Raw genomic sequence first — 12,310 nt, 5'->3', positions numbered from 1 at the left:
AGAACCCTTTATCTTCGTATGCTCTGACAGAGATCTATGCAAAGCAGCTGAGAAGGAAGGAATGAATTTCATTGATCCAGAGGAAAAAGATGCTTTAGAGAAATTAAGTAAATTCATTAGGCTAAAACTGTAGTGATTTTTTCTAACATATTGGAATTATTTAGGCTAAAATTTCGGGAAAGCATAATTTGATGTGGGTTGTTATATAATACATTAAAATATAATATTTTAGTGGTGTTTTGTGTGTTGAATTTGGTTTTTGATGAGGTTCATAGGTTGCATTCAGATCCTAGTGGTAGGCATCCTGAGCATCCTAGGAGGGTTGATGATGCATTTAATGTTTTAAAGGCTTCTGAAGCTTGGAGTGGTATTAGGGTTCATGGGACTTTTGAGGGTGAGTTTGAGAAGTTGAAGTTGATTCATTCGAAGCATTATATATCCCTTATTGAGGAGGAGTGTGGGAGGGGGTTTCACTATATAGATTCAGATACGTATGTTACTGGGAAAACTTTTCAAGTTGCATCTAGGTTTATTTCCACATCATATTATGCTTCAATTAAATCCTTAGAGTCTGGTGAGCCTTGGCTTATTATGCCTAGACCTCCAGGTCATCATGCTGGTAGGGATGGTTGGGCTATGGGTGCTCCAACCCTTGGATTCTGCATATTCAACAATTCCGCTGCAGCTGCCCATGCCATGCTTGATTCTGGATTGAGAGTATTGATACTGGATTTTGATGCTCATCATGGTAATGGAACTCAAGACATTTTTTGGAGGGAACCTAAAGTTTTGCATGTGGATCTTCATCAAGAGGGGATTTACCCTGGAACTGGAAGTGTTTGGGATGTTGGTGGCATTGGTGCTGAGGGATCTAAAATAAATATACCACTACCAGCATTCACTGGTGACCCTGAATACTTATGGTTGCTTGACAATGTGGTTAAACCTTTAATTGAAGTTTTTAAGCCTGAGGGGGTTGTGGTTTCAGCTGGATTCGATTCCCATGTGGGTGATCCATTAACAATGTTGGAAGCCACTGAAATCACATATTCCACAATAGCTTCCATGATCATGGGTTTAATGCATTCTGGGATGGTTAAATCCTTTGTAACCGTCCTCGAGGGGGGTTATGGTGAAGGTTTAAATATGGGTTTAAAGGCTTATGTTGAATCTATAATTGGCATTAAAGTTCTAAAACCTGAGGTTAAGCTTAAACCTCCTAGGGGGAGGGTTGTTGAAGAGCTTAATAGGGTTTTAAGGGATTATTGGGGGTTAAGTATACTTTGATTTGTCGAGTATTCTTTATTGATGTTTATTTTTCTAAAAATTTGATTTGAATTTTGTGGGTGAGGGTTGGTTTTGCGAGTTTTATCTCCCTATTCCTTTTGTAGTGCTTTTATTATTTCTTGGCAGAAGTATGGTAGGTCTGAGGGTATTCTTGAGGTTATCATGTTTCCATCTACAACTACGGGTTCATTTAGGTATTCTGCTCCAGCATTTATTACATCGTCTTTGATGGCTGATACGCAGGTTATGCGTTTACCTTTTAGGAGTCCTGCTGATATTAGTATTTGTGGTCCATGGCATATGGCTGCTACTATCCCTCTTGCGGCGATATTCTTAACGAAGTCAAGTACCTCCTTATATCTCCTAAGTGTGTCAGGCGCCCATCCTCCAGGTATTACTACGCAATCAAATTCTTCAGGTTTAGCTTCAGCAAACGTTAAATCTGGTTTTACTGTTAATCCATGTTTACCTTTAACTGGATCTTTTGTGAGTGCTATAACTTTCACATCGAATCCTGCTTCCTTAAGCCTTAATAATGGGTAGTGTAATTCTAGGTCTTCGTATTCTGGTCCAGCTAGGATGGCTACTCTCTTAACTTTATGCGAGATATAAATCACCTCTATTCTCCCTTTGTTGGATGCATGATTTAAGGTTTATGGTTAAATGTTTGTTGCATATTAACTATTATTGGTGTGTTTTGTTGTTTGGGGTTAGGGGCATAATTGTAACCATGGATGAATATTCAAGGGTTTTTTGGGATGGTGTGGTGGTGGTTGATTCTGATAGTGGCGTTATAGTTGATGTTGGAGATTTAGGTTTAATTAGGGATTATGGTGTTGAGGTTGTTTATGGTGATTCTAGGAGTATTGTTATGCCTGGACTCATAAATACCCATACCCATTCACCCATGTCCATTTTTAGGGGGTTTGTTTCAGGGGTTTCTGGGTTTGATTGGCTTAGGAGGGTTTGGGATATTGAAGCTCAACTTAAACCTAGGCATGTTTATGTTGGGGCTTTACTCTCAATAATTTCAATGATAAGGTCTGGTACAACGGCCTTCGCCGACCATTACTTCTATGCTGAAGAGATTGCTAAAGCTGTTGTGGAGACTGGTGTTAGGGCTGTTTTAGCTAAAACAGTTATAGATCTACATGAGGGGCCTCCTAAGCATAGCCTAAAAGAATCATTATCTTTTGCTAAGAAATACTTCAATTTCAGTGATTCTTTATCCACGATGATTGGGGTTCATTCGTTGTATTCATGTAGTATTGAGACTTTGAGGGAAGCTGTATCTATATCCATGGATACTGGCATACCAATACATATGCATTTATCTGAATCTAGGGATGAAGTTAAGTTTGTTAAGGAGTCTTATGGTGTTACGCCAATAAAGTTGGCTGATGACCTCGGCATTCTAGGAGCAAAACACCTTCTAGCCCACGTCTCCTATGTTGTGGATGAATATGAGTTGAATCTCCTTGGTAGGGTTAAGGCTAGAATTGCATATGCCCCCTTCACTAAGATGCGTGGTGGACAAGCCATTGCTCCCATAATGGATTTGATGGTTAGAGGGGCATCCATATCCCTAGCTACAGATGGACCTTTGAGTTGTGGTGATTTAGATATGTTTAGGGAGATGAAGTTCATGTTGGCAGCACAGAATTTGAAGTATGGTAGTGCATCTGCATTGAAACCCATTGATGTAATTAAAGCTTCAACTGTTGATGCAGCCATGAATTTAGGTTTCAAGAATCTTGGATTCATAGGTAAAGGTGCAAAGGCTGATCTCATAGTTTTAAATGCTTGGAAATCTAAGGTTATCCCCATAAAAGACGTATACTACACGATCCTATACTGTCTAAATGGTGGTGATGTGGATACCGTAATCATAAATGGTAAACCCATAATGGTTAATGGGGTTATTAGGGTGGTGGATGAGGAGAAGACTATTGAGGAAGCTGTAAAGGTTGCTGGAGAGTTGGAGGATTTAACCATTAACCCTCAATAACCCACCTAAACCCCCTCATACTCCAATTTACAATTGGCTATCATTAATTGCCCCAGAGCTACTCCACCATCTCCAGGCGGCATTTTCCTTGGGAGGCGGATTTCTAAACCCTCTTCCTTTAATACCTCCTTAATCCCCCTAATTATATGGGTGTTTACTGCAGCCCCACCACTTGCCAATACTGTTTGCTTGATATTCCTAGCCCCCCTAATCGCTTTTAAGGTTATGATTCCAAGAGCTCTCCCAAGGTTTACCAGCACGGTCTTTGCAAGATCCCTCACATCATACCCTGATTCCAATCCATTTATAACCCATTTTAATAGGTCTGTGGTGTCCACTCTTAATATGCCATCCACATCGATTATTCTTGGTTTGTATGGTATTTCCCTCCCCCAATCTGCTATTGATTCAAGTTTCATTGGCGGTTCCCCCTCATATGTTCTTAATGTGCATGCGCCGAGTATTGCTGAGAGGGCATCTAGGGTTCTCCCCATACTTGTAACCAATGCCCCCCTCCCACTTTTCGCCATCATGTAAGTCATGTTTGCCTCTTTAACTCCATGTGGTAGTGTATTCATTAACCCCCTTTCCTCAAGTATATTATTGACTTCATCCCAGCTGTATCCTGCCGATGCCATTAAGCTTATCAATGGTTTAACTGGGTATGTTGCTGCTGTGTCTCCTCCTGGTAGGTGGAATGGTTTTAGACTTCCAATCCTCCTATAAGATGTGTATGTTGCCAATAGTACTTCTCCACCCCATATTCCACCATCATCCCCATACCCAGTTCCATCAATAGCTATAGCTACAACCGTATCTTCAACTTTAAATCCATATTCAGCCATAATTGAAGCGCTATGTGCATGGTGATGCTGCACCTCAATTAATTTGGCGTTAAATCTCTTTGACATATTTTCAGCTAGCTTCCTATTACTGTATAGTGGGTGCATGTCCATGGCAATTATCTCCGGGTTTAAGTGGTATGTTTCTATTAACCATGACAATTCAGCGTCGAGTTCTTCAAGTTGAGCTGCTTCATCTATATCGCCAATATATTGTGTCACTATCACTTTATCTTCAAATCCAACAGCTCCAGCAGTTTGTAGTTCAGCTCCCACGGCTATGGAATCCCTCAATTCAATTCCAGTTTCAATCCATTCAGGCGCATACCCCCTCCCCCTCCTAAGGAATGTTGGTTCACCATCTGTGAATCTAATTACACTATCATCAACTCTATGAACTATCTCCCTATCATGATCAATTATGTAATCCACTATCCCCCTAAGTCCTTTAAGTGCTTGTTTAAGATTCCTACACATGGGCTTCCCACGTGGATTCCCACTGGTCATTATTAGGAAGCCATCTGGAATCCCCCTTAATAGTAAGTGTTGGAATGCCGTGTATGGTAGCATAACTCCAATGGTATTCAATCCTGGAGCCACAAGTTCAGAGACTTTAGCTCCACCCCTCCTAGGCATGATGACTATTGGTCTCTGAGGAGATTCCAGCAATTCCCTAGCCCCCTCAGGTGGAATTGCAATTTCTTCAACTACACCGTAATTTCTGGCCATGAGTGCGAAGGGTTGCATCGGCCTCCTCTTCCTAAACCTCAATTCAGCAACTACATCATCTCTCGAAGCTAGGCATGCTATGTGGTATCCTCCAACCCCCTTAACCGCCAATATACCTCCACCAAGTATCCTTTCAACAGCAAAATCAAGTGGATCTTCAACCTTAACCTCCAATCCATCCATATCATATACATGTGTTTTTGGTCCACATTTTGGGCAACTTATACCTTGACCGTGAAATCTCCTAATATTATTTGGATTTGAGTAGTCGTATGAGCATTCATTGCAGAATTTGAAGACACGCATACTTGTATTCTCCCTATCGTATGGTATCTTATACATCATTGAGAATCTAGGTCCACACCATGCACAACTATTCCAATGATAATTGTGGAATCTTGTATTATCATTTAAAACCTCTTCAACGCAGTATTCGCATATGGCTATGTCTGGTGGAATCATACTCCTAACAGTAGCCTTCCTCATACTCTCCCTAATCTCAAATCTATCAAACCCAATGGGCTCAACATCCTCAACAATGACTTTAAGGATCTTTGCTTGTGGAGGCTTCTCCAAATTCATCCTCTTCATAAAATCTTCGATTTTCTCACCTTCAATGTGGATTTCAACTTCACTACCACCAAGATTGACGACATACCCCTTAAGGTTTAGGCTTGTGGCAAGCCTATATATGAATGGTCTAAATCCAACCCCCTGAACTACACCCACAACCCTAATCCTCAAAGCTTTAACCATAAATTCACCAATGCAGTACCCATGAAAGCCATTAACAGATAGAATGTAAATTTAAGCTTAATAATGTTATTGATGAAGAGTTTACCTTCATTAACTCATATATTTCCTTATCACCTTTAAGGCTTCTAGGAGTTCTCCACCCCTCTTGGTTAGAATGTAAACTTTCATGTCTCCTATATTTTCCTCTTTCAGCAGACCTTTGCTAACTAGGAATTGCACAGCTCTTTTAGCTCTATCCACTGGTAGGCCTGCTCCATAAGCTATTCTAGTTATCGGTAATGGTCCCCTCCTCAAAACTGCTTCCAGTATTTCGGCGTATATTTCATATTTTGTTCTTCTCTTATTCATAGCTTCATCAACTTTTAATTTTTCATTAGAATGGTGGTTGAGGTAGCTTTTCAACTTTTACTGGGGTTTTAGTGAATACTACATCTTCCTCAATTTCTAGACTTTCAGTGTATTGTACTTCTCCAAGTATTCTGCATCCGGATTCCATGTATATCCTCCTTGCATAAATATTTCTAACTTTCACGTTTTCCTCTAATGTTAAATCTTCTGCATATATGTCTTCAACTTTAGTTCTCTCCCCTATTACGATGTTTACGCCTATTAATGGTCCAATAACTTCCCCCCTCCTTCCAACCCTTATATGTGTTGCTTTCGCTCCTTCTGATGTCTCTATTCGTCCTCCCACTTTCATGGAGTCTGAAGCTTCAATTCTTAAAGCTTTTATGGATCCTCCAATATCTATATCTTTCACTTTTACGTAACCATTAATTTCAGCAGTTCCTCCAACAGCAAGTTTTCCAGATATGTTTAATGCTCCTCCCACAATTACCTTTCCCCCAACATCGATTTCTTCACCTTCAGCATTTCCCGTTATTTCAACGGATCCCCCAACCTCTATTTTTGTGAATTTTAAATCTCCATCAACTTTTAGGGACCCCCCAACCTCTATGCTTCCACCTTCACATTTATTGGAGAGTTTTACACTGCCACCAACATCTATCTTATTGAATTTGAGGGAGCTTTTCGATTCGAAGCTTCCCCCAACACTTATTTTACCTTTAACTTCACCACCATTAATTTCAACTTTACCACCAACATCTATATCTTCAATGTTCACCTCACCTTCAATTTTAACAGTCCCTCCAGCAGATATCTTCTTCACCTCCACAGGTCCCTTCCCCTTAAATGATCCTCCAACTTTAATTATTGACCCCCTCAACTTCCCTTCAACTTCTATTGCTCCACCCACCTCTATTGTTTCCATTTCCACGTTTCCATTTGCTCTGAATGAGCCTCCAACATTTACATCTATGGTTTTGGTATTTCCATTGATTTCTAGGCTTCCACCTACGGTGGCTTTTTCAACGTTGAAGTCTCTCCCCACAGTAACCCCTTTGTCTACATCTAGTGTTTTTGCTATTATGTTTCCAGTGACGTGTAGGCTGCCCCTCCTAATTTTCACATTGCTTACTGATAGGTCTCCTTCAATGGTTATATCTCCATCACGTCCATTCAGTGATTCAGCTGTTAAACCGCATTTGAATTGGCAATCCCCCCTACAATTCACTATACCTGAAACTTTTATGCTCTCCAATCCATTTTCAGCTTTTATTGTTGCACCTTCCCCCACATTTAGATCTCCATCAACTAACCCTAAGGTTGCAGTTGAATAGCTTGGTATTGATACTATTTTACGCACGGCTGATCGTTAAACAATTATCTTGAGATTTCCATTTAAATTTGAGGCACATTTTGAGCTTACATATTGTGAGCATAATTGCTTAGTCATGCTAAATTTACGCTTAATTAAAGGTTTATATATCCATCATTTATCCTCTTTTTGCGGGGGAGGGGGTTGAGCTTTAAAGCCTTCATTTCACTAGCCATATTCATTGTGACGTTATATTTAATGATAAAGAGGCCTAAGGGTATAAGTCTTGGTTTAGCTGCAGGTATTGGTGCTACCGCTTCACTGATCTTTGGAACTATAAGTTTGAGTGATGCCATAGATGCATTCTATGATATTTGGGATGCAGCTTTAGCTTTCATTGGGATTGTAACTTTATCTGTAACTTTGGATGCTATGGGATTCTTTAAGTGGGCTGCTGTTAAGGTGGCTAAGTTGGCTGGTGGTAGTGGTTTGAAGTTATACTTCTATATTGCCTTACTCACTGCATGTGTCAGCATACTCTTCGCCAATGATAGTGCTGTGCTAATATTGACGCCAATAGTCATTGAGATCATAAGTCAATTGAAGATAGATGAGAGGGGGAGGCTTGCATACCTATTCTCAGCTGGACTCATAGCTGACACGGCGGCCATGCCCCTCATAACAAGCAATCCAATAAACATTGTGAGTGCAGACTTCTTCAAGTATAGCTTCATAGATCACCTATTATTCATGGGTCCAGTGGCTTTGGTTACCATTGTGACAAGCCTCATAATAGTCTACTTATTCTTCAGGAAGAGGGTTCCAAAATCCTACCCCCTCAATCTTGTGGAGGCTTTGGATACTGGGCACATAATTCCAAGAAACCTTTTAATGCTGGCTATAGCCACCTTAGCTGCAATAGATGTTGGGTATGTTTTTGCTTCCCTTCATAGGATCCCCGTTTCATTGGTTATATGTTCTGGAGCCATATTCCTACTTGTGGTTTACATAATATCATTGGAAGAGCATTTATTCGTTGAAGAGAGGAAGGGGTTGAAGAGCATTGCAAGGGATATTAATTGGGATATAATTTTATTCATGTTGAGCATATTCCTCGTCGTTCAAGGGTTGAGGCATGTTGGAGCTGTGGATTTCATTGCATACCTGTTCATGGAAGCATTGAAACTGCCATCAGTATTGTCATCCATAGCCTTAAGCTTCATAGTCACGGTTGGTGCAAGCTTCATGAATAATTGGCCTATGACAATACTTGGACTTATATCCATAGAACACATAATTATAAACAACTCAAATAATATGGATTCAAAACATATCACAAATCTAATATTCTCAAATATTATTGGGAACAATCTCGGCCCACACTTCTTCCCCCTAGGTTCACTGGCAATATTAATGTGGCTTGAAACCATGCGTAGGAAGGGGATGAAGATTAAGCTTATAGATTACCTTAGAGTGGGATCTGTTGTGTCCATATTTGAGGTTGTTGTGGCATCCATAATACTCTGGATTGAGATAGACATATTCCACATGCAATTAACCCTCCCCTCCCCATCCATCTAGTCTAAGTGGAATAGAATTCAATTGAAGCATCTCAAAGTTTAAATGTTAAGCATCAATGTTTAACTATGCGTTGGAAATGATTGAGAAGGGTCCGAGCAATTCAGGGAGTGCCTTTTGTTCGGCATGCCCATTTCACAGGTATGGTAAATGCCCATTCCAGAAGCTTCATAAGAAATATTAAACTGTAATGTGTTAATCTTCCCTTCAATAAATCCAATTTAATTATGTGGATGTTTAAAAGTCTATGCTGCTCAGGAATAATGGTATTTCTTCCATTGTTAAGATTAGAATTTTATCTAGATGTTTTGGCTTCCTCCAACTTCTTGGGCTCGTTTTCACCTCTATTCCAATTTGTTTTCCGTTTAATTTAATTATTAAGTCAACTTCACTTTTATTCCTCCAGTAGAATGTTTCATATTTTCTCGTTAGATGCGATGCTACTATGGATTCTAGGAGTGAAGGCTTATGTGCCTCTACTTTCACGTATTCGCAGATTGTTGTGTAGAGGAATGGGTCTATTATGTAAACCTTCTTATTCTTCCTAAATAGGATTTTTGAATCTTGTGAGAGGAAGTTTATGATTTCAGTGACGAATAGGTTTTTCAGATCTTCAACGTAGGCTTGTGCTGTGTGAGGCGAGGCAATAGAGGTTTCCCTTGATATACTTAACCAGCTTATTGGGTTGCATTGGGAATTCACTATGTAGGCTAAAACCTCCTTCATGTAACTTTCATTCCTCCCAAGCTTCCTGAAATCATTCCTCAGCCAGTCTATGTAGATCTTCCTAGTTTCAAATGATATTCTCCCCTTCGAGAAGAATTCTATTATTGGTAATGGGAATCCACCTGTAGACATATATTTATTGAAGAATTCCTTTAATACTGGTTTGTGTATTTTGTTGGCTTCCATAACCTTCTCAATTTCCAAAATATCCCCTTTAACTGTTTCTAACCCCTTTAATGCTTTGAGGTATTCTGGGAAGCTTAATGGATAGAAGTTTATATCTATTCCACTCCCCCTTCTACCTGGGAAGTATTCCTTTTGCCTTAAAATCTCCAAGCTTGCAGATCCACTTATTATTAATATGTCACTCTTGAAAACCCCCCTATCTATTCTGGCTTTGATAGCTCTATGCCAATCTTCCACAAATGTTATTTCATCTAAGATTATGATGGAAGATGAAATTTTATTTGCCTCCCTAAAACTCGCATAATTATCGATTACTTCTCCAAGCTCTCTAAAATCAGTTAATTCTTCGCATGAGAAATAGAATATCGATTTTGGGTTAACATTTTCTGAAAGGAGTTTATGTATATATATTTTTAAGGTTGTGGTTTTGCCAACTTGTCTTGGTCCCACTAAGAAGTTTAATGAGTATGGTTTAAAGTTAAATCTTCTCAGTATTGGAGGCTCCCATTTCACTGGAGATTTCTTCCACTCCTCATACTTACCATCTACTTCACCATACCACCATGGATTCTGACTTTCCATATGCAATTATAATGCAAATAACACTTAAAAATATTTGCATTTATATTGCAAATATTTTAAATATATTTTCATCAATTATTCCTCCATTTTAATTTAAGCGTAATTTTCTTCATTTACCTTATGGTTTAAATGTCAGTATAATTTCATAAACCACCCATTGGATCTATTTTATGGTGTAAAAATGTAAACTTTAAATATAATTTTTTATACTTTGTTTTGTATGTATGATGAGTATTCCTATAGGATTTTGATGAGGTTGCGGGAGGTTAAGGCTGCTAGATTTAAGGATCTCAAGTTGATAGTGGGTAATCCTAGGATGCTTACATTGAAGTTGAGGAAGCTTATGGGTTTAGGGCTTGTGGATTTAGTTGATGGGTTATATGTATTGACTAGCAGGGGGGTTGAGGTTAGTAGGATACTGGAAGATTTGGATAAAGCTTTACGTGGCCGTGAATTTAAAGTTAGGAATTTGGAGAGGATACCACACTACCATTACGTTCCAGTTATAAGGAGGTATTGTGAATTGCTTTTCGAATTCTTTGGTGATAGGCTTGTGAGTATTATGCTCTTTGGTTCTGTGGCTAGGGGGGATTGGGATGCCAATAGTGATATAGATATCCTAATAATAGCTGATGGTTGGGAGGGTAAACCTATTTGGGATAGGGTTAGGGAGGTTGGTAGGGTTAAAGCTAGATTATCTGAGAGTTTGGAGTATTTGGATGCTTTGAAAGCTGGATATCACCCAATAATACAGAATTACACTTTAAGTGTTGAGGAAGCTAAGAGGTTTAATAGGATTTACTTGGATGCATTGATAGATGGGATAATCCTATATGATAGAGATGAATTTCTAAGTGGAATTCTACAATCGTTGAGGAGGAGGCTTGAGGATTTAGGTTCCATGAGAATTACACTACCAAATGGGAGGTTTTATTGGGTTTTGAAGAGGGATTTCAAAGTTGGGGAGGTTATAACATTTGGGTAGCGTAACAAATGTGGATCTTGCAAAACTAGCTTTGAGGAGGGGTTGGAGGTGGTTGAAGAGTGCATTGAGGGCTTTGGAGGATGGTAGATGGGATGACGTGGTTTACTCTTCACAAATGGCTGTGGAGCAAGCTTCAAAGGCGGTTTTAATAGCTTTTGGAATAGAGTATCCGAAGGAGCATGATGTAAGTTTAGCTTTCAAACAATTATTGGGGGTTGAGGGTATTCCAAGATGGTTTGAATCAATGATACCAGAACTTGCCAACGTAATTTCTGAATTGGCTGAGTTGAGGGGTCTTGCTGGTTACGGTTATGAGGAAGGTTTAGATGCAGATTACTTCAAAGATTATGCTCCTGAAGCTTATGAAATGGCTAAGAAGCATTTTGAAGCTTGCGCAAAACTCCTATCACAAATATACAATATAAGTGTGGAATGAAAAAGGTTCAATTTGGTTGGGGTTCAGAGACGAGGGACCGGGCATCATTAATACCCGATCACCTACCCTCATCATCCCCATAAATCTCTTAGAGAATAGGTGGTTATAAAATTGTTGCACTCTATTCTTCACAGTTAAACGTGTGTAGAATGCATAGGTAAGCTTAAACATAGTTGCATTCCATAATATTGTTTGGTATGTCTAGGGTTGTAGTTGTTAGGGGGATGAATCCCCATTCAATGGTTGATGTTGGGTTGAAGTATTTCCCAAAACCAAACTTTCGTAGGGTTGTTTTGAAGCCTAATCTCATATTGGATGAACCTCCACCCACAACTACTCCAGTTGATACTGTTGAAGCTTTGGTTAAGTGGTATTTGGGTGGAGGGTATGAGGTTGTTGTGGCTGAGGGGTCTGGTTGGTGTGAAACCTTCCATGCTTATAGGAGGCTTGGCTACTATAAACTTCATGAAGTTTATGGGGTTAAGCTTGTGGATTTAAATAATGATGAATTTGAAGTTGTGAGGAATTCAAAAGC

At 39.4% G+C, this 12,310-nt stretch carries 11 protein-coding genes; 6 read left to right on the top strand and 5 right to left on the bottom strand.

Annotation, left to right across the window (positions count from 1 at the left end):
- Nucleotides 1–243 precede the first annotated feature (243 nt).
- Nucleotides 244–1,287: a histone deacetylase family protein gene (locus MRT15_RS06415; RefSeq protein WP_304329008.1), complete on the top strand. Its 1,044-nt coding sequence runs from the start codon at nucleotides 244–246 to the stop codon at nucleotides 1,285–1,287.
- Nucleotides 1,288–1,376: 89 nt separating this feature from the next.
- Here the strand turns inward: MRT15_RS06415 and MRT15_RS06410 are convergent, their stop codons facing one another.
- Nucleotides 1,377–1,904, bottom strand: coding sequence for a type 1 glutamine amidotransferase domain-containing protein (locus MRT15_RS06410; RefSeq protein WP_304329006.1), 528 nt, complete (start codon nucleotides 1,902–1,904; stop codon nucleotides 1,377–1,379).
- A gap of 83 nt (nucleotides 1,905–1,987) precedes the next feature.
- On the opposite strand from MRT15_RS06410, the gene MRT15_RS06405 reads away from it, so the two are divergent.
- The gene (locus MRT15_RS06405; protein ID WP_304329005.1) at nucleotides 1,988–3,295 is read left to right on the top strand and encodes an amidohydrolase; all 1,308 of its coding nucleotides are present in this window, start codon (nucleotides 1,988–1,990) and stop codon (nucleotides 3,293–3,295) included.
- 5 nt (nucleotides 3,296–3,300) lie between these two features.
- On the opposite strand, the gene hypF is transcribed toward MRT15_RS06405, so the two are convergent.
- The 3 genes from hypF to MRT15_RS06390 all read right to left on the bottom strand — a co-directional run bounded on the left by hypF (nucleotide 3,301) and on the right by MRT15_RS06390 (nucleotide 7,330).
- The gene (hypF, locus tag MRT15_RS06400) at nucleotides 3,301–5,622 is read right to left on the bottom strand and encodes a carbamoyltransferase HypF (RefSeq protein ID WP_304329003.1); all 2,322 of its coding nucleotides are present in this window, start codon (nucleotides 5,620–5,622) and stop codon (nucleotides 3,301–3,303) included.
- 90 nt (nucleotides 5,623–5,712) lie between these two features.
- Entirely contained in the window at nucleotides 5,713–5,970 is a 258-nt protein-coding gene (locus tag MRT15_RS06395; RefSeq protein WP_304329001.1) for a winged helix-turn-helix domain-containing protein, read from the bottom strand.
- Between the two features lie 25 nt (nucleotides 5,971–5,995).
- Nucleotides 5,996–7,330, bottom strand: a complete 1,335-nt coding sequence (locus tag MRT15_RS06390; RefSeq protein ID WP_304329000.1) for a hypothetical protein — start codon at nucleotides 7,328–7,330, stop codon at nucleotides 5,996–5,998.
- 156 nt (nucleotides 7,331–7,486) lie between these two features.
- On the opposite strand from MRT15_RS06390, the gene MRT15_RS06385 reads away from it, so the two are divergent.
- A complete protein-coding gene (locus MRT15_RS06385) occupies nucleotides 7,487–8,863 on the top strand; it encodes an ArsB/NhaD family transporter (protein ID WP_304328998.1) in 1,377 nt (458 codons plus the stop codon).
- A gap of 234 nt (nucleotides 8,864–9,097) precedes the next feature.
- On the opposite strand, the gene MRT15_RS06380 is transcribed toward MRT15_RS06385, so the two are convergent.
- Complete coding sequence (locus MRT15_RS06380; protein WP_304328996.1) at nucleotides 9,098–10,354, bottom strand: ATP-binding protein; 1,257 nt, start codon at nucleotides 10,352–10,354, stop codon at nucleotides 9,098–9,100.
- A gap of 220 nt (nucleotides 10,355–10,574) precedes the next feature.
- Between MRT15_RS06380 and MRT15_RS06375 the strand changes: the two genes are divergently transcribed.
- The 3 genes from MRT15_RS06375 to MRT15_RS06365 all read left to right on the top strand — a co-directional run.
- Nucleotides 10,575–11,339: a nucleotidyltransferase domain-containing protein gene (locus tag MRT15_RS06375; RefSeq protein ID WP_304328994.1), complete on the top strand. Its 765-nt coding sequence runs from the start codon at nucleotides 10,575–10,577 to the stop codon at nucleotides 11,337–11,339.
- Nucleotides 11,332–11,775: a HEPN domain-containing protein gene (locus tag MRT15_RS06370; protein WP_304328992.1), complete on the top strand. Its 444-nt coding sequence runs from the start codon at nucleotides 11,332–11,334 to the stop codon at nucleotides 11,773–11,775. The genes MRT15_RS06375 and MRT15_RS06370 overlap by 8 nt, the downstream gene beginning before the upstream one ends.
- Nucleotides 11,776–11,972: 197 nt before the next feature.
- Nucleotides 11,973–12,310: DUF362 domain-containing protein (locus MRT15_RS06365; protein WP_304328990.1), on the top strand; the 338-nt coding region annotated here is incomplete at its 3' end.

This window comes from Candidatus Culexarchaeum yellowstonense (genome assembly GCF_024707025.1).
Lineage (GTDB): Archaea > Thermoproteota > Methanomethylicia > Culexarchaeales > Culexarchaeaceae > Culexarchaeum.
Note: the sequence above shows the minus strand (reverse complement) of the source record. Positions and strands in the feature narration are given on the sequence as shown.